General features: G+C 37.1%; 13 protein-coding genes and 1 tRNA gene. 1 reads left to right on the top strand and 13 read right to left on the bottom strand.

What is annotated here, in order from left to right:
• Positions 1-123: 123 nt before the first annotated feature.
• From recJ to C8C76_RS04710, 7 genes are all read right to left on the bottom strand, one after another.
• Positions 124-2,427, bottom strand: a complete 2,304-nt coding sequence (gene recJ / locus C8C76_RS04740; RefSeq protein ID WP_108139125.1) for a single-stranded-DNA-specific exonuclease RecJ — start codon at positions 2,425-2,427, stop codon at positions 124-126.
• An 11-nt stretch (positions 2,428-2,438) separates the two neighbouring features.
• A complete protein-coding gene (locus C8C76_RS04735) occupies positions 2,439-3,017 on the bottom strand; it encodes a hypothetical protein (RefSeq protein WP_108139131.1) in 579 nt (192 codons plus the stop codon).
• Between the two features lie 92 nt (positions 3,018-3,109).
• Positions 3,110-3,907 carry a PD-(D/E)XK nuclease family protein gene (locus C8C76_RS04730; protein ID WP_108139123.1) on the bottom strand — a complete coding sequence of 266 codons (798 nt, stop codon included), beginning with the start codon at positions 3,905-3,907 and terminating at the stop codon, positions 3,110-3,112.
• Positions 3,908-6,130, bottom strand: a complete 2,223-nt coding sequence (locus C8C76_RS04725) for an ATP-dependent helicase (protein ID WP_108139121.1) — start codon at positions 6,128-6,130, stop codon at positions 3,908-3,910. It abuts the gene before it with no gap.
• Between the two features lie 2 nt (positions 6,131-6,132).
• The gene (locus tag C8C76_RS04720; RefSeq protein ID WP_108139119.1) at positions 6,133-8,112 is read right to left on the bottom strand and encodes a UvrD-helicase domain-containing protein; all 1,980 of its coding nucleotides are present in this window, start codon (positions 8,110-8,112) and stop codon (positions 6,133-6,135) included.
• A 99-nt stretch (positions 8,113-8,211) separates the two neighbouring features.
• Positions 8,212-8,700, bottom strand: coding sequence for a DUF456 domain-containing protein (locus C8C76_RS04715; RefSeq protein ID WP_258222419.1), 489 nt, complete (start codon positions 8,698-8,700; stop codon positions 8,212-8,214).
• A 246-nt stretch (positions 8,701-8,946) separates the two neighbouring features.
• The gene (locus C8C76_RS04710) at positions 8,947-9,408 is read right to left on the bottom strand and encodes a redoxin domain-containing protein (RefSeq protein ID WP_108139115.1); all 462 of its coding nucleotides are present in this window, start codon (positions 9,406-9,408) and stop codon (positions 8,947-8,949) included.
• Between the two features lie 159 nt (positions 9,409-9,567).
• Here C8C76_RS04710 and C8C76_RS04705 point away from each other — a divergent pair.
• Positions 9,568-9,644: transfer RNA gene (locus C8C76_RS04705), tRNA-Pro, on the top strand.
• 111 nt (positions 9,645-9,755) lie between these two features.
• Here C8C76_RS04705 and C8C76_RS04700 read toward each other — a convergent pair.
• The 6 genes from C8C76_RS04700 to groL all read right to left on the bottom strand — a co-directional run bounded on the left by C8C76_RS04700 (position 9,756) and on the right by groL (position 18,942).
• Positions 9,756-11,159 carry an NAD(P)/FAD-dependent oxidoreductase gene (locus tag C8C76_RS04700; protein ID WP_108139113.1) on the bottom strand — a complete coding sequence of 468 codons (1,404 nt, stop codon included), beginning with the start codon at positions 11,157-11,159 and terminating at the stop codon, positions 9,756-9,758.
• A gap of 201 nt (positions 11,160-11,360) precedes the next feature.
• On the bottom strand, positions 11,361-11,663 hold the full coding sequence (locus C8C76_RS04695; RefSeq protein WP_108139111.1) for a YerC/YecD family TrpR-related protein: 303 nt from the start codon (positions 11,661-11,663) through the stop codon (positions 11,361-11,363).
• Between the two features lie 29 nt (positions 11,664-11,692).
• Entirely contained in the window at positions 11,693-13,231 is a 1,539-nt protein-coding gene (gene guaA / locus C8C76_RS04690; RefSeq protein ID WP_108139109.1) for a glutamine-hydrolyzing GMP synthase, read from the bottom strand.
• A gap of 191 nt (positions 13,232-13,422) precedes the next feature.
• Positions 13,423-16,047: a pyruvate, phosphate dikinase gene (ppdK, locus tag C8C76_RS04685; protein WP_181248146.1), complete on the bottom strand. Its 2,625-nt coding sequence runs from the start codon at positions 16,045-16,047 to the stop codon at positions 13,423-13,425.
• 14 nt (positions 16,048-16,061) lie between these two features.
• Positions 16,062-16,871, bottom strand: a complete 810-nt coding sequence (locus tag C8C76_RS04680) for a pyruvate, water dikinase regulatory protein (RefSeq protein ID WP_108139105.1) — start codon at positions 16,869-16,871, stop codon at positions 16,062-16,064.
• A 403-nt stretch (positions 16,872-17,274) separates the two neighbouring features.
• Entirely contained in the window at positions 17,275-18,942 is a 1,668-nt protein-coding gene (gene groL / locus C8C76_RS04675; protein ID WP_108139103.1) for a chaperonin GroEL, read from the bottom strand.
• Positions 18,943-18,954 lie beyond the last annotated feature (12 nt).

Raw genomic sequence — 18,954 nt, 5'->3', positions numbered from 1 at the left:
AAAGGATAAGGTAGTGACTGAATATTCTGTAGATAGTATATGTTCTCAATAACTTAAATTTGACAATGCTTAAATATTTTTATGCAATGCTAGTGATATCAAATACTTAACTTAGTTAGAATACTATTCATTTCGACTCAGTGCATTATTTAGCAGCCCTTCTATCTTATCTATATCTTTATTTTTAATAAATCTTCTAAAAGCAGAACTCTCTTTTAAAAGCTTTTTTAGACTGCTGCTGCTCAAATTCGACCTGCCTCGATCTTTAGTTCCACCTTTTGTGATCAAAAGCTCCTGATAAGATATATATTCATAACTGAGCATCGCCTCAGCCCGCAAAAACTCCAGAGCCCTCTTGACAGTTATTTCTTCAGCCCCCAGGGCCAGCGCTGCCTCTTCAAGCTTAAAAATACCATTTTCCTGCTGCAGACTGTATTTAATCAGCGATAATAATCTATTAATAAAAGTATTTACAGTTAGAGTCTGCTCTTCATTATTAATCAGAAACAATTTTTTAGCGGCTGTTAAAAGCAAAATTTCTTTTAAGTGAGCAAGAGAAGGTGGAATGCTCACTAAAACTAAATTTTCTGCCTCCCGATAATAGTTTCGATTAATAAGAGGATAAAGATTATATTCTTTTAAACCTTCGGCAAAATAGACAGTGTCTGCTGCCCCTGCTTCCAGCTCCGAAATATCTTTCTGCCGCCAGTCTATTACTTTAAGCTGTTTTTTAATATCCTGCTTACTTTTAACTTTTCTGCTTATTTCTTTCAGAGGAGCCAGAGCTTTTATTTCCAGCTGCAGGCTCCTGTTGCCCTGATAAATATTTTCTGTTAATCTGCAGGCACACTGCTGACGATAGTTATTTTCTATTTCTCCCGCCCACCACCAGAGAGCTGTTATTTTATTATTTTCTGAACCTAAAACCAGCCTTTTATGCCGGCCGGCAGAAATTTCACGGCTGCTTAAAATATCCCCTTCCAGATAAAAAAGTGGTTCCGGATTAGCCTCACCAAAGGGGGCAAAAAGGCGCAGCCCCTGGTAAAATTCTTCTGTAAGCTCAGCCAGTTCAAGGTTTAAATCTGCTTCAATTTCCAATTCTGAATCAATTTCTTCTAATTCCTGATCGATTAAGCGCTGCAGCCTCAATTTGAATTTTTCCAGCCTGTCTTTTTTGAGTGAAAACCCTGCCGCAGCTGCATGACCTCCGTGTTTTTCTAAAAGATCAGAGCACTCAGCAATTAAATTATTAATATTTATACCTTCAATTGAGCGGGCCGAACCTGTTATCAGCTCACTCTGCTGGTTAGAAGTCATCAAAACAGCGGGGACCTGATAGTTTTCTGTTATTCTGCCGGCAGCAATCCCGATAACACCCTGATGCCAGTTAGAATCATAACTTACTACAGCTTTTCGCTGCTCTGGCTCCATTTCTTTTTCTAGCTCTAAATAAATTCTCTGACTGATTTCCTTACGGTGCTGGTTAATCTGATTTAATTCGGCCGCCAGACCGGCTGCCTGACTTTTATCCTCTGCCAGTAATAATTTTAAACCTTTTTCTGCACTGTCAATTCTACCGGCAGAATTTAATAAAGGCCCAATTTGAAAGCCCAGTGTTTTTTCATTTATCTCCAGCGGGTTAATATCCAGTTCATTATAGAGTGCCTTCAGTCCAATTCTTTTAGTGTTTTGGAGTTCTTTTAAACCAGTTTTAAATAAATAACGGTTTTCTCCTTTAAGCGGCACAACATCAGCAATAATTGCCAGCAGTAATAAATCTAAAAATTCTCGTTCCTCTCCCTTTTTTCCTGCCTTACTGAATACTGCTTTAATCAAAAAATAGGCCATTCCGGCTCCCGGCAGCCAGTATCCCTGATGGTCTTGAGGCAGTAGACGGGGAGAGATCACATAATCAGCTGGTGGTAGCTGATCCGGCAGATCATGGTGGTCAGTAACTACAAAATCCATGCCGGCTTCTTTAGCAAATTTGACCTCATCATAATTGCTGATTCCACAGTCACAGCTAATCACCAGATCAATTTCTTCCTGATAGGATGCCAGCACCTCCTGATTAAGGCCGTAGCCCTCTTTAAAACGATCAGGGATGTGATAGCTAATCTGATCACTCAAACGGCTTAAGGCACCCACTAAGATAGAGGTAGAGCTTATTCCATCCACATCGTAGTCCCCATAGATTAAAATTCGGCTTCCTTTTTGAATATGTTCTAAAATAAAATCCACAATTTCCATTATCTGCGGAAAATCTTCTACTTCAAGTGGGGAATATGTCTCCGGCTCAATAAACTGAGTCAATTTTGCTTTAGAATCCAGCCCCCGCTTTTGAGCAAGCAGAGCAAGTTCTCTGCTGCCGATATAATCCACTAATTCTTTTTTGGGTTCAAACTCTGCTGCTTTTTTTATTCTCATAGCTGTCCCTCTTATTTTCTGTATTTAAAAACAATATCTGAATCAAGATAGCGATAATATCTTTTCTTTTTATCTTTTAGCTCCCGGCTGCCAAAAAAGAAAATTGAAAAGGCCTCCCAGAGAAAGACCCAGCCTCCAACAAATAAACCTTCCATTAATAAGGAAATTAAAAGCGATAGATCCTGACTTTCCGGAATTAAATAGGCGGTGATTAAAAATAAAATTCCCATTCCAATATAAGTAGCGGTTTTTTTATGATTATGCTTCAAATCCTGATCAATAAAAAATTGTCTCATTCTAAAATTATTCTTAATAGTAGCTCTGGAGTCTGCCTCCATTTTTTCATCTTTTTTGCTCTCCGGCAGATAAAAGCAGAGCTCCACCTTATCTTTTAAAGGCAGCTCATAGCTTGCCCTCTCTAAAAAATGACTTAACTCCGGATCAAGTTCTCTGCGGTCAAGGGCTGAGCCATCCCAGCTGTTAAATAAATCATCATATTGATCCAGATTAAGCTCAATCAAATAGGCATTATTATGCTGATTGGTGTGGTAAATATAGCGCAGCTGATAATCTTCCTTAGTTTCAAACATAGTTTGAGAATAAATTTTTAAATTTATTCTGCCAAAACTCACCTCATTTTATATATTAACTAATATTTTTAGCCCCAACTCCAGAAATATTATTAAAACTCAATTTCCTCTACTGCCTCCCAGTCAAGATTTAAATCTAAGTCTTCCTCTATTAATTCTTTACTCTCAGTTTTTTCTCCCCGACAGATTGGCCTGTACTCACAGAATCTGCACTTATTTAAATCAGCTGTCAGTGGAAATTCTACCTCAGCTAAAATTTCAGTGATCAACTCCTGAAAATATTTTTTATCGGCCTGAAAATCATCCTGATTATATTTTATCTGCAGACTCTGATCTGGATAACGGGGATTCCAGTAAATAAGTTCAGGCATTTGTTCAAGCTCATAATCAGCCGCAAAATAATCATAGCCTGCTTCAAATAAAAGGTATAAATAAAAGCGGCTCTGCATCGAGTTTTCAATATCTTTTTGATAAAGGCTCTTTTTATCTGTTTTCCAGTCATAGATTATAAATTTATTTTCTGAGCTGTCGTATTTTAAAAGATCATATTTGGCCAGTAATTTTAAGTTATCTTCTTTAAACCTCAGTTCCTGTTCTGCTGAAACCACATTTTCAGCTGCAGAAAATTTTTTTAATCTATTGAGCCAGGACTGAAGCAGAGGATTCGAGTTGAGCACTGTTTCTCCAAGAGTCTGGCTGTAATATCTTTCTGCCAGCAGGTGAAACTGCCGTCCCTGTTTTAAATCATTTTTTACTTCTTCGTTCATTCCCCATTCAGCCGGCCAGTAAAGACCATCCAGGTATCGGTAACGAAAACGACGCCGGCAGTTATTAAAGATAGCCAGGGCAGACTGAGAAAAATAAAGCTCTTTTAGATTATTAACTGCCATTTATTTAACCTCCTCAGTCTGAGCCTCAGTTTGAAATTTTTCTTTCTTTTCTGCAATGAATTTTTCTAAAGAAGTGAAAACAAAAGCTGGATCCTTATCCCATTTTCCTTTTTTCTGATGAGTGCTTAAAAATAAGTTTTTACGAGCTCTGGTAATGCCCACATAGAGGAGTCTAACTCTTTCGGCTATTAACTCCTGCCTGGCCTTATGATCGGCATTACGTTCTTTTTTTTCATTCAAAATATATTCTAATTCTGCTCTGGCTGAAGCTTTTGGATTTTTTATTTCTTCGTTTAAATAAAATTTCTCTCCCATGAAATAATCATCATTGTCATGCTGAAAATGACTTGAGGTTAAACTGCCGATGAAAACTGTATCCCATTCCATTCCCTTTGCTTTATGCAGAGTGGAAAGTGTTACCTGATCGGGTTTGGCCTCAAAACCTTCCATTTCAGTCAGGGTATCTGCAAACTGCTTGATTCTATCTCTAATCTCCGGCAGCTCTGCCGTTAATTGATCAAGCCTCCAGGCAGGATTTTCATTTAAAAGTCTGCCAAATTCTAGAGCCAGATTTTGGGCCAGAGCCAGCTTTTTACCGGTCAGCTCTATTCTCTCTGCCAGAAATAAAACAAGTTCATCTGGGGGCAGCTCCATTGAAGCTTCCAGCCAGCCCTGAACCTGAATTAAACTTTTAAAAAATTCATCAAAACTATCTTTTTTTCTAAATTCTAAGTCAAAATTATCTCTATTTAAACCCGAAAGTGGAAAAATTATTTCCTGGTTTTCTTTTTCGGTCAGAGTTTCTTCTAAAAGCTGATTTAATTCTTCATTTTCTCTGCCAAAAACTTCAGCAAAGAGAAGTTTTAAATTATCTGCCGCAGCCGGTGAGGTTAGAAATTTTAAGATAACCTCCAGCTCCGTTAAAAATGCATCACTGGAACTGCTGCCGGCAAGCTGAAATTCTCCACCCAGCCTGTTAATTTCAGCTGCAATTTCCTCAAGCTGCCAGCCGGTAGGCATCAGCACTGCTGCAGTCTCTTTGTTGTTTTCTCTCGCTTTGCGCAGAGCCTGACGGGCAATAAACTTCTTTTCTGTTTTCCAGTCATTAAAAGCTCTACTGCCAATTCTGTATCCTTCCGGTTCTGGATTTGGTGCCGGGTCATCAGCATTAGTTGGCTGGATATACTTCTTTTCTAAAGGCTCAACTTCTCTTTCGGAAAATTCTTCCTGGCTCCAGTCAACCAGATAATTTGCCAGATCAATAATATCCTGACTGCTGCGGCTGGAAACAGCCATTGTTTCTACCTCAACATCTTCCCGTTTACAGTAACTGCGGAAAATATCAGGATCTGAAAGAGTAAAGGTACCTGTAATTGCCTGGTTACTGTCTCCAACTCGAACCAGGTTATTATTTTCACCTGCCAGAAGGTAAAGCATTTCCTCCTGAGCCTGATTTGAATCCTGAGCCTCATCTTCAAATACATAGGCATACTGAGCAGATATTCTTTCGGTAAATTCTGGATCTTCTTTGAGCAGTTTTAAGCTCTGCTGAACCAGATCATCAAAATCCAGTAAGCCAGCCTGGGCCATCCGAAATTCATATTCCGCAAAAATTTCTGCGGCTGGAGTTAAAATATTAGCTGACTTTAAATTTGAATACTTAACCATATTTTTAAGCTCTTCCCCCTCCAGCAGCTTCAGCTTAAAATAAGAGATCATTGAAGCTGCATAGGCGGGAAAATCGTCTTCTTTCCATTTTTTTAAATATTTATCAAATTGATAGCTATTTTTCTCTAAATTAAAAAACTGCTGCAGGAGCTCTCCATTTTCCGCCGCCCATTTGCGGCTTAAATCTTTTATCCAGCGGTAGCGCCTGCCGGCTTCAATTAATTCAAAATCCTGATTAATTAGGCGGGCTTCTGGCTTTTCCTTAATAATTCCCAGGGCAAGTGAGTGCAGTGTTTTGACACTGTAACCGCGACTCCGGGGCAGCCCTTTTTCAGCTAAAAAATCTCCAATTCTTTTGCGAAAATTTGCTACTGCAGAATTCATATAGGTTACAATTAATATCTTTTGATCGTTATTTAACTCAGAGGCAATCAGCTCTGCCGCCAGATGAGCAAGAACTGTTGTCTTACCTGCTCCTGGAACTGCAGGAACTGCAAGCTGGCCCCCTCGATATTCTAAAACTTCTTTCTGTCCCGGTCTTGGTTTAAAATCCATCCTTACTCTCCTCTCACATCAAGCCAGCGGTAAAGTGGTCCTTCCTGTTCTTTACCACTGCTGTTTAGAAAACTATCTGCTATATAAATTCCTTTTTTAACTTTATAAATTAAACTGATTAAAAAATCACTGAGCTGATTCAAACGAATTTCTTGATCAAGACGGTCATCCCATTTATTTGTCTGCTGCCACTGCTCGGTATAAATATAGGGGTTTACTAATTCTTTGGCAATACTCTGCATCCAGTCACTGCTTGAAATATCAAGCAAAAACAAATAATCAACTCCGGCAAGCTCCGGTGAGAATAAAAATTTATAAGGTGAAGCTAAAATTACTCCTGCCTCTTTTTCCTGACCCTTAAATAGAGTTTCAGCAGCCAGAGTACCTTCATAAATCATGTTAATATAGCGCTCACTTAAATCATCTTTTTCTTGATGAAAATTTTCCACTGCCTGATGAAAACGAGCAACTGATTCGATCATCTGACGGCAGGCAAAAATATCTTCCTGTGAGGGATCTAAAGGAGCTAAAACTTCGCTGAAAACTAACTGAAAAAAGACTTCAATTTCCAGTTCTTCTTCCTTTTTATCCTGCAGCCAGTCTTTTAAATAATCATATTTTTCTGCAGCCTGAAAGTTTATTTTATCTCTTAACCCGGAATCATCAAGGTCAATTAATTTCATCCCGGAAGCTGCAATCTCTTCTGCCAGAATATATGAGCGCAGGGGATCAAGTTCTAAAAGTAGGGACAGTGCCTGCTGTAGAGAAGATACTCCAACAATATTGGTCCTCTCACAGTGAAATAAATATAAAATCAGCAGGGCTCGGGCAAATGGGATATCAATTAAACGTTTGGAGCGGTTAAAGTTACTCAATTGATAGCCATTTTTTTCTAAAATCTGCTGCAGGCTGAAGCTCAATACCTTATCAATTTTAGGAGAAATAACTGCTATTTGATCAGCTTTAACTCCCTTTTTTAACAGAGAAATAATTTTTTTACCGACTTTAATCAACATTTCCCCTCTTAACTCACTGTCAATTTCTTCTAATAAAAGTGGTGACTGAACTAAATTTGATTTTCTTTCCTGAACAACAGCCTTTATTTCCTGAGCCAGCTCACTGCTGGCTGCGGCTGCCGTATAATTTTTATTGATCTCAACTATTTCTGCCTCGGAATTAAAAAAACGCTTTTTGGCTGCAGCCGGGTTACCGCCAAAAAAGCGGTTAAATCCTCCACTTTCATTAAAAGTGAAAATTCCGTTAATCCCAGCTCCAGTCAGTGATTTTATTAATTCCTGTCCGGCAGGAACCATTTTCTCTAAATCATCTACCAAAAGATAATCATATTTTTCATTTAAATTAAAAAGATAATCCTGATCGGCCAGTAAATATCTATTAAACAGACTTACCGCTGCAGAATAGTCAAACAAGCGGTAATTAAGAGAGAAATCTCTAAAAGTCTTCATTATTTCTATTGACTGCTCTGCATATTCTCTGCGCTCTTCATCCTGCTGAGTCCAGCCCAGCAACCTCTGTTTGAGCTCTTTAAAATCAAGCATATTGAAGGCAGCTAGATTCAAATTATCAATCAACTGAACTGCAATCTGAACCGGCCTGGCCCTGATACTGCGAAAATAGGCTCTATTTTTCCTGTACTTTGCCACATAATTACTCATTAAAAAGTGAGATGTTTCAATATTCATAAATGTTGGCTCTATCAGCTGATTGCTGCCGCTGTATTTTCTTTCTACAGCAGGCCAGTTTTTATTTAACTGCTGATTAACAAAGCCAAAATAGGTATATATATTTAAATTCCCCATTAACTTTAAATCCAGTTCTTCTCTAAACTGACTGACAGAACGAGCTGAATTTAAAAATAGAAGTATTTTTTCGCTGCCCAGTTCAGCTGCCAGCTGCTGATACTCAGTTTTTAATTTTGAAGTTTTACCACTGCCCGTATTGCCGCTGTAAATTTTATACATCAGCCAGTCTCCTCAATTTAAAATTATTAAAAATTTAATATTATCTTCTTTAACAAACATAGAGCTGATTTTTAGACATTAAAAAAATAGAAATTCTTATTAGTAAATTTCAATAAAAAACCAGATCATCAAAAAAAGCTGCATCCCTAACCTGGAAGCTGTGCTGGCCACAAAAGCAAAGATACTGCTTAAAGCAAGTTTAAAGGAATTCTTTTTATTTCTGCTCTGCCAGTATTCAGCGATAAATATTAAAAGAAAAGGGCCAATTATAAATCCCAGAGGTCCCAAAAATATTGTACCAACTACCATTCCAATAACAGCTGCCGCAATCGTTCTATTGCTTCCACCCTGTTTTTTAATAAAATAAGCGTTGGCGAGATAATCTGCCAGAAAAATAATAACTGTAATTAAAACTGCTCCGGTCCAAAAATAAGGAGAATAGCTGACATCTGTCTTTATTATTCTGTATAAAATAACTGCAGCCCAGAAAAAAACAGAATCAGGCAGCACCGGCAAAAAGATTGCCGCAATTTCCAGGGCAAATAATATTAAAAGCATAATCAATAAAAAAATCTCCAATTTGATCACTCCCCATTCAGTAATATTGATTTATAAATAACACAGACAAAAATAATTTTAAAACTAATAAAATAAATCCTAGGCTAAATTTTATTATAACATAAATATCTTAAAGCAAGCAAAAAACCCTGTTATCTAAACAGGGTTTTAAACTCTTAATTTCTTTTTTAGAATAAATTAGTTGTGAACTTTTTACTCTATTTTGCTGAACAGCAGTTGATCTAAATCATTTTCTCAGTTATATTTCATTAATAACTAAGCGTTATCAGAAACAGCTTTTAAAACTTCATCAATATCAGGTAATTCTGGGATATCATATTCTTTAGCCCAGAGAATCTCTCCCTGATCATTAACTAAAATATTAACTCTACCTGAAATTCCTTTTTCCTCAATGAATATTCCAAGTTTGGAAGCAAAGTCACCATGAGGCCAGAAATCAGATACTAGTCTTAAATTTTCAAGTCCAATATTTTCTGCCCAGGCTCTTTTTGAAGGAACAGGGTCAACACTAATCCCCAGTGGAACAGTATTATTTTCCTCAAACTGATCATAATTTTCTTCTAAAGCCTGCATCTGGTTGCGGCAGACACTTGTCCAGGCAAGTGGATGAAAAGAAAGCAGTACATTTTTACCTTCAAATTTTTCTAAACTAACTTCTTCTTCCTGATGATCACTTAACTTAAATTCTGGAATTCTTTCGCCTTTTTTTAATTTCATTTCCAAATACCTCCTGTTAAAATATATTTAAACCCGAGTTATTAACTTGTGTTTATTGTAACTCTATTGAAAGTTAATATCAAGTGAAAATTTAACAATTTCCATAATTATTTGCTTTTGCATTTATAAAAATTATGGTATAATAATTTATAATCTTAACTGGCTGTGGCGCAGCTTGGTAGCGCGCTTCGTTCGGGACGAAGAGGTCCGGGGTTCAAATCCCCGCAGCCAGACCATTTTTTAGATAATTATTGATATATAAACTAAAAGGCAGTAAAACACATCCCAAACGAGTGTATTTACTGCCTTAATTTTTATTATTCGATCACTATAAAAGTTTTCGCTATTTAATTGTCTTTTTCTAACTTATTCATGATCGAGCGAGCTATTACAAGTCCAGAAACAGAAGCCTGCATCAATCCTCTTGTTATTCCTGCTCCATCTCCACCAAAGAATAAATTTTTAACCTTACTTTCCAGATTTTCGTTAACTTCCAGTCTGGAAGAATAAAATTTAACTTCTACTCCATAAAGCAGAGTATCACGTCCGTAAATCCCTGGAGTAATTTTATCAAGAGCTTTTAACATTTCAATAATACCTGTCAGGTGTCTGTGGGGCAGAACCAGAGACAAGTCCCCGGGAGTTGCATCTTTTAAAGTCGGTTCTGTCACAGAGCGCTTTAATCTTTCTTCAGTGGTTCTTCTACCTTCGAGCAGGTCACCCAGTCTCTGGACAAGAACACCACCAGCAAGCATATTAGCAAGTTTAGCAATACTCTTACCATATTTAATTGGCTCATGGAAGGGCTCTGTAAAAGTTTTGCTTACCAAAAGAGCAAAGTTAGTATTATGAGTTTTTATATCAGAATGACTGTGGCCGTTGACTGTGATTAAACCCTGGTTGTTCTCACTAACAACCTCACCATAGGGAGACATACAGAAAGTTCTCACCTTATCTTCAAAAGTTGGGGTATGATATATCAATTTAGATTCATATAGATTATCAGTCATATATTCAGTTACTGCAGCCGGACATTCAACTCGAACTCCAATATCAACCGGATTAATTGCTGTCCTAATATCAAGTTTTTTAGCCTCATTAGTTAACCACTCTGCATTTTCCCTGCCTGCAGCAGCCATTACAAAATCAGCTGTGATTTTTTCTCCTGCTTCAGTCTTTACAGCTTTAATCTGATCTGCTTCGACTATAAACTTCTTAACATTAACACCAAATCTGATTTCTACTCCCTTTTCTTCTAAATAGTCCTGCATATTCTGCAGAACAACCTGACTGTATCCTGTTCCTAAGTGGCGCAAACTGGCAGGAATAAAATTGAGCTCAGCTCGAACAGCCTTCTTTCTAATTTCATCCTGCTTGTCTTCAGCCACTCCAAAAATACGATCAGGTGCTCCAAATTCCATATAAATATCATCTGCATAAGCAATATTATCAATTAGTTCCTGTCTTCCTATGTAATTTTCTAAATTCCCACCAATGTCAGGAGATAGAGAAAGTTTACCATCACTATAGGCTCCGGCGCCTCCCCAGCCTGAAACTATAGCACAGCTCGGACAGTTAACACAGCCTATACCAGGATTTTCCTTCATGGGGCAGACCCTTTTTTCTAGATCAGTACCCTTTTCTAAAATTAGAATATCTAGTTCTGCTTCTTTTTTCACAAATTCCATCGCAGTAAATATTCCAGTCGGTCCAGCTCCAATGATGATTACATCATAATCTCTTTTACTCATTAATTATTAAACCTCCAGGTTTTTAAAATAAAGTCTAAATATTATTTTTTAGACAAACCAATACTATAGTTTCTAGACTGAAGCTCAGATTCCTGCATTTTATTTAAATTATTTTAAATCTTTTTTAGTAGCACAAAAAAAATCGACCCAATCATTCAGGTCGATTATTAAAAAATATTTTATTGAATATTTTTTAGAAAATTATTCTGCTTCTTCTTTTTCTTCCAGACGGGCTAGAATCAGATTATAGCCGTCCTCCCCATATTCCAGGGAGCGTTTAACTCGACTAATTGTTGCTGTGCTTACACCTGTCTCAGCCACTATATGATCATATGTATAACCTTCTTTAAGCATTCTGGCTACTTCCAACCTCTGACCTAAAGCCTTTATCTCTCCAATAGTAGCTATATCCTGAAAGAAATTATAGCATTCTTCTTTGCTTTCAAGCATCAAAATTGCTTCAAATAGCTGCTCAGTAAATTTATCCTTTATATTTCTGGACAAAGTTTACACCTCTCTTCTGAATATGGATCTTACTCCCATTCTATTGTACCAGGTGGTTTTGAAGTAATATCAAAAACTACTCTGTTAACTTCTTCCACCTGATTAACTATTCTATTCGAAATTGACTGCAGCACCTCATAGGGCAGACGAGCCCAGTCAGCTGTCATCGCATCATCACTATTTACTGCTCTTAAAATGATCGGATAACCATAAGTTCTCTCATCTCCCATGACTCCCACACTTCTTAAGTCAGGTAAAACTGCAAATGACTGCCAGATATCTCGATAAAGACCGGCTTCTTTGATTTCTTCCTGGACTATAGCATCAGCATTTCTTAAAATCTCCAGTTTATCCCAGTCGACATCACCAATTATTCTGATTGCAAGTCCCGGACCAGGAAAAGGCTGTCTCCAGACAATTTCTTCTGGTAAACCCAGCACCTCTCCAATTTTTCTAACTTCATCTTTAAAAAGGAAGTGTAGAGGCTCAACCAGATCAAGATTCATCTCCTCAGGCAGTCCCCCAACATTGTGATGACTTTTGATAGTAGCCGCTTTATCAGTGCCTCCACTTTCTATAACATCAGAGTAAATTGTACCCTGAACTAAGTAGCGGACATCTTCTAATTTTTCTGCTTCTTCGTCAAAAACCTGGATAAACTCATCACCGATAATTTTCCTTTTTCGCTCAGGATCTTTGACTCCTGCCAGTCTATCTAAAAATCTTTTTTTAGCATCGACATAAACCAGAGGGATATTAAACTCTTCCCCAAAGGTTCTTTTTACCTGCTCAGCTTCACCTTTACGGAGCAGCCCGTGATCAACGAAAATACAGGTCAACTGGTCTCCAATGGCTTTATGTACAATAGCAGAAGCAACTGCAGAATCAACCCCACCAGACAGACCACAGATCACCTTGCCCTTACCAACCTGTTTTCTAATTCTTTCTACTTCCTCATTAATATAATCTGCCATATTCCAGTTCGCTCTGACATCTACAATTCTAAATAAAAAATTATGAAGTATAGTTTTTCCCTGAATTGTATGATTAACTTCTGGATGAAACTGAACTCCATAAAAATTTCTCTCAAAGTCAGCCATTGCTGCTGTAGCTGTTAATTCAGTTCTAGCAATGATTTCGAAACCTGTCGGTACTTCTTTGACATGATCACCGTGACTCATCCAGACCTGAGAATGGTTTTCTAATTCTTTAAACAGTTTTTTATCAGTATAAATTTCTAAATCTGCCTTACCATATTCACCATGTTCAGCTTTTTCTACATGACCGCCTTCTAAAAGCTGTGCCATCAACTGCATTCCATAACAAATACCTAAAATTGGAATCCCGAGTTCAAATACACCCTGATCTACCCCTGGAGCACCAGGTGCTGTTACACTATCAGGTCCACCTGAAAAAATTATAGCTGCCGGATCAATTTTTTTGATTTCTTCCAGCTCAATATTATGCCCTCTAATTACAGAATATACATTAAATTCTCTTACTCTTCTTGCAATCAGCTGACTGTACTGGCCGCCAAAATCAAGAATCAATATCTTATCGTAATCCATCTAATTCCCCTTCCGCTTTTATTTACTAAAGTATACAGTGGATTTAAGGCCTTTGTCAAGGAATAAGTCGCTTAGATAAATATTTTTTAAATTCAAATATTAAAACTCCCTCCTGTTAAAGAAACTCAACAGAAGGGAGTATTTCTCATCTCATATCTTTCTTTAAAAATTATAAGATAAGATATTAGCTGTTAATCATTTTTTAATGCGGCCTGAGCTGCAGCCAGACGAGCAATTGGTACTCGATATGGTGAACAGGAAACATAATTGAGTCCAGTTCTATGGCAGAATTCGATAGAAGAAGGTTCTCCACCGTGCTCACCACAAATTCCTAATTTTAGATCTGGTTTTGCTTTGCGTCCAAGCTCTGCTGCAGTTTCAACTAACTGACCTACGCCCTCCTGGTCTAAGACCTGGAAGGGATCTTTAGCAAATATCTCCTGATCTAAATACTTAGTGATAAACTTACCAGCATCATCACGAGAGAAACCGTAAGTCATCTGAGTTAAATCATTGGTACCAAAGGAGAAGAAATCAGCATGAGCTGCAACTTTATCTGCAGTTAAAGCAGCTCTAGGAATCTCAATCATTGTACCAACACTATAATTTACTTTAACACTTGAATTTTCCAGAAGCTCTTCTGCAACTTCTACAGCATCCTCTCTTAGGATTTCTAACTCTTTTGCTGTACCAATAAGGGGAATCATAATATCAGCTTTGACATCATAACCCTCTTCTTCTTTAACTTCTATAGCTGCAGAAATAATTGCCTTAACCTGCATCTTATAAATTTCAGGATAGGTAATACCCAGACGGCAGCCTCGGTGTCCAAGCATTGGGTTCATTTCTTCTAATTCACTAATTATTCTTTTTAACTCATCAACTGGTATACTAAGCTGATCAGCAAGGTTTTTAATATCTCTGTCATTTTGAGGCAGGAATTCGTGTAAAGGTGGATCCAGAAGTCTTACTGTTACAGTTTTATCCTGCATAACTTTAAAGATTCCTTTAAAGTCATCTTTCTGATAGGGGAATAATTTATCTAAAGCTTTTTTACGTTTTTTCTTGCTGTCAGCTACAATCATTTCTCTAACAGAAATAATTCTTTCACTATCAAAGAACATATGCTCTGTACGACAGAGACCGATACCTTCTGCTCCAAAGTCAACTGCAACTTCAGCATCATGCGGTGTATCAGCGTTAGTATAAACTCCCATCTTACGATATTCATCTGACCATTCCATCAGCATTCTAAAGTTATCTGTTAAATTAGCATCTGTAGTTTCTACAACACCAGCGTAAACCTCACCAGTACTACCATTTAAAGAAATATAATCTCCTTCATTAAAGACGCGATCATCAACAAAAAACTGTCGGGAGCCTTCGTCAACCTGGATATCTCCAGCACCGGCAACACAGCATTTACCCATTCCACGGGCTACAACAGCAGCGTGTGAGGTCATACCACCACGGGAAGTTAAAATACCATTAGCCTTAACCATACCTTCAATATCTTCAGGTGAAGTTTCTTTACGAACTAAAATTACATCTTCACCATCAGCAGCAGCTTCAACTGCATCTTCTGAGTTGAAGTAAACTTTACCTGTAGCTGCTCCAGGAGAAGCTGCTAGACCCTTCGCCAGCAGATCAGCCTTTTCTAATTCTTCTTCTTTGAAGTTAGGGTGTAATAATTGACTGATATCTTCAGGATCGATTCGCATAACAGCAGTTTCTTTATCAATTAAGCCCTCTTCTTCCATATCAACAGCAATATTTACAGCTGCATCTGCAGTTCTTTTTCCAGTTCTGGTCTGCAGTAAGAAGAGATCTCCTTCCTGAATAGTAAACTCAATATCCTGCATATCATGATAGTGCTGCTCTAAGGTTTCAGTTACTTCTATAAACTCATCGTAAACCTCAGGCATTAAATTATTTAATTCACTGATATCTTTTGGAGTTCTAATACCAGCAACAACATCTTCACCCTGAGCATTGAGTAAGAACTCACCAAAAACCTTGTTTTCACCAGTAGCAGGATTGCGGGTAAAGGCAACACCTGTACCAGAATTTTCACCTATGTTACCAAAAACCATAGTCTGAACATTTACTGCAGTACCTAAGTCATGTGGAATATCATTGTGATTTCTGTAAGAAATAGCTCGATTATTATCCCAGGAACTAAATACAGCTTTTACAGCCATCAATAGTTGTTCTTCTGGTTTTTGTGGAAATTCTATGTCTTTTCTATTTTTAATCAAAGCTTTAAAATCTTTGATTATATCTTTAAGATCGTCAACAGTTAAATCAGTATCATTATCATAGTTTTTCTTCTCTTTTTTTCTTTCTAAATAATTATCAAATTCATAGCCTGGGATTCCAAGTACAACATTACCAAACATCTGAATTAGACGTCTATAGCTGTCATAGGCAAAACGCGGATTGGAAGTCTTTTTAGCAAGACCTTCAACACTTTTATCATTTAGACCAAGATTCAAAATAGTGTCCATCATACCAGGCATTGAAATTACAGCACCAGATCTAACAGATACTAAGAGAGGATCATCTACATCACCAAAATCTTTGCCTATTTTCTTTTCTAAATTCTCTAAATGTTTAAAAATACTTTCTTTTAAACTATCTTCTAGTTTTTCACCAATCTCAATATAGTGAATACAGGCTTCTGTAGTGATTGTAAATCCAGGGGGCACAGGTAATCCAATTTTGCTCATTTCAGCAAGATTGGCTCCCTTACCACCTAACAGTGACTTCATTTCTTTTTTTCCTTCTTCAAAGTCATATACATATTTCTTCAACAAAACCCCTCCTTTTGTTAGTTAAGATCATTTATGATATCAATGACTAAATTTGCCGCTTCTTCGACAGCTTTTTTAGTCATATCAATTACTGGACAGCCAACTTTTCTCATTATTCTTTCGGCATATTCCAGTTCCTCATATATCTTTTCTATTGATACATAATCAACACTATTATCAAGCCCTAAAACTCTGATTCTTTCCCTTCTTATTTCTATTAAATCTGAAGGGTCAATCATCAGGCCAATTATTTTTCTGCGTGGAACTTCAAATAATTCATCTGGTACTTTTGATCCTTTAACCAGTGGAATATTAACTACTTTGTAATTTTTATGAGCAAGATACATACTTAATGGAGTTTTCGAAGATCGTGAAACACCAATCAAGACAATATCTGCTTTCAAAATACCACGGGGATCCTTGCCGTCATCATATTTAACAGCAAACTCCACTGCTTCAACCCTTTTAAAGTAGTCTTCATCTAGTTTACGAATAACACCAGATTCCCTTACAGGCTCCTGTCCTAAAAAATCAGTAAATGTATCTAAACAGGGGGCCATAACATCAATATAAGGGACTCCTATTTCTTCGCATTTCTGGCGAAGGTATTCGGATATTTCCTTATTGACAATAGTATAGACAAAAATTGAATTTTCGGAATTTAAACCTTCTATAATATTATCAATTTTTGTTTTACTTTCTACATAGGGATATTTTTTTATTTCATAATCCGAGTCTTTATACTGTTCTGCAGAAGCCCGAGCAACCTGTTCTGCAGTATCTCCCACTGAATCAGATAATACATAGACTAAGAAATTTTTTATCATATTATCACCTTATCCTACAGAGCTTTTTTGTAAGTTATATTTATCTGTCTTTTTTTTATATATCACCACCTGTATTTTATTTCTATTTTTTGCAAAATAAACCTTTACTTTTCGCAAAAAATTATGAAAATTTAAAATAAAGTATTTTAACTGGATATTTTAACAGCAGTATTATTATGAATAGATATTATTTTATTACAGCAGATATTATTAAAATAAAACTTTAATTTAAACTTTCATAGCTAAATAGTTTTCTCTTATAATATTTATTCTCTATTAATTAAAAAAATCCTTTTTTATAAGAAGAAAATTTGATTAAAAATAAATTAAAAAAGATGCACCTCCCTGAGCAGAGAGATGCATCATTAAGATTAAAAACTATAGTGCTGAGTGGTTATCGGGCTTACATCATACCGCCCATTCCACCCATTCCGCCCATGCCGCCCATTCCTCCGGGCATGCCACCAGGCATTCCGCCACCATTTCCATCATCGTCATCGTCACTGTTATCAGCAACTAGACATTCAGTGGTTAAGAGCATGGAAGCAGCACTAGCTGCATTTTGTAGAGCAGAGCGGGTTACTTTAGCTGGATCAATGATACCAGCCTGAATCATATTAACATATTCGCCTTTCATAGCGTCAAAACCGATTCCTTCATCCTTTTCCTTAACTCTTTCTACAACTACAGATCCTTCGTGACCTGCATTATTAGCAATCTGCTTGATTGGAGCTTCTAGAGCTTTACGTACAATATCAACTCCAGTACCTTCGTCTCCTTCTAAGTTTAAGCTGTCAAGAGAAGCCATTACCTTGAGGTAGGTTGTACCTCCACCAGCAACTAAACCTTCTTCTACAGCTGCTCTGGTAGCAGATAATGCATCCTCAATTCTGTGCTGCTTTTCTTTTAGCTCGGTTTCTGTTGCTGCACCAACCTGAATTACTGCAACACCACCGGCTAATTTTGCTAATCTTTCCTGTAATTTTTCTCTATCAAAATCAGAAGTTGTTGTCTCAATCTGCTTTCTTAATTGAGAAATTCTGTCCTGAATTTTTTCTTTATCTCCATTACCTTCAACGATAGTTGTATCATCTTTAGTAATTGTTACTTTATGTGCCTGACCAAGATCATTAATGCTTGCATTTTCAAGCTTTAAGCCAAGATCTTCAGTAATTAGAGTACCACCTGTTAGAACGGCAATATCTTCTAACATTGCTTTGCGGCGGTCACCAAATCCAGGTGCTTTAACAGCTACACAGTTAAAGGTTCCCCGAATTTTATTTACTACTAGAGTAGCTAATGCTTCACCCTCAACTTCTTCAGAAATAATCATTAAGCTTTTACCTGACTGAGCAACCTGCTCTAATAAAGGTAAAATATCCTGAATACTTGAAATCTTTTTATCAGTAATTAAGATATATGGATCTTCTAAAGATGCTTCCATTGTATCAGTATCAGTTACCATGTATGGAGATAGATATCCGCGATCAAACTGCATACCTTCTACAACATCTAAGGAAGTTCCCATACTCTTGGATTCTTCAACAGAGATAACTCCGTCCTGACCTACTTTTTCCATTGCTTCTGCAATTAAGTTACCAATTTCGTCATCATTACCGGCAGAAATTGAAGCAATCTGTGATACAGCTTCTTTTCCTTCTACTGGTCTGGCAACTGAAGCAATTTCATCAGTTAATTTTTCTACTGCTTTTTGAATACCTCTTTTGATCAGCATTGGATTTGCACCAGCAGCTACATTTTTAAATCCTTCTTTTAACATAGCTTCTGCTAATACTGTTGCAGTTGTTGTACCATCACCGGCAACATCATTAGTTTTAGTTGCTACCTCTTTAACTGCCTGGGCGCCCATATTTTCGTAGCGATCTTTGAGTTCTATTTCCTTGGCAATACTAACACCATCATTAGTGATAGTAGGAGAGCCAAAGCTCTTTTCTAAAAGTACATTACGTCCTTTTGGTCCGAGTGTTACTTTGACTGCATTTGCTAAACGAGAAACTCCTGTTTCTAACTTGCGGCGTGCATCTTCGCCGAATTTTAACTGTTTTGGCATCTAAATCCCTCC

Origin of the sequence: Halanaerobium saccharolyticum (assembly GCF_003053565.1) — a bacterium.
GTDB classification, from domain to species: domain Bacteria; phylum Bacillota; class Halanaerobiia; order Halanaerobiales; family Halanaerobiaceae; genus Halanaerobium; species Halanaerobium saccharolyticum_B.
This window is presented reverse-complemented; position numbering and strand designations above follow the sequence as displayed.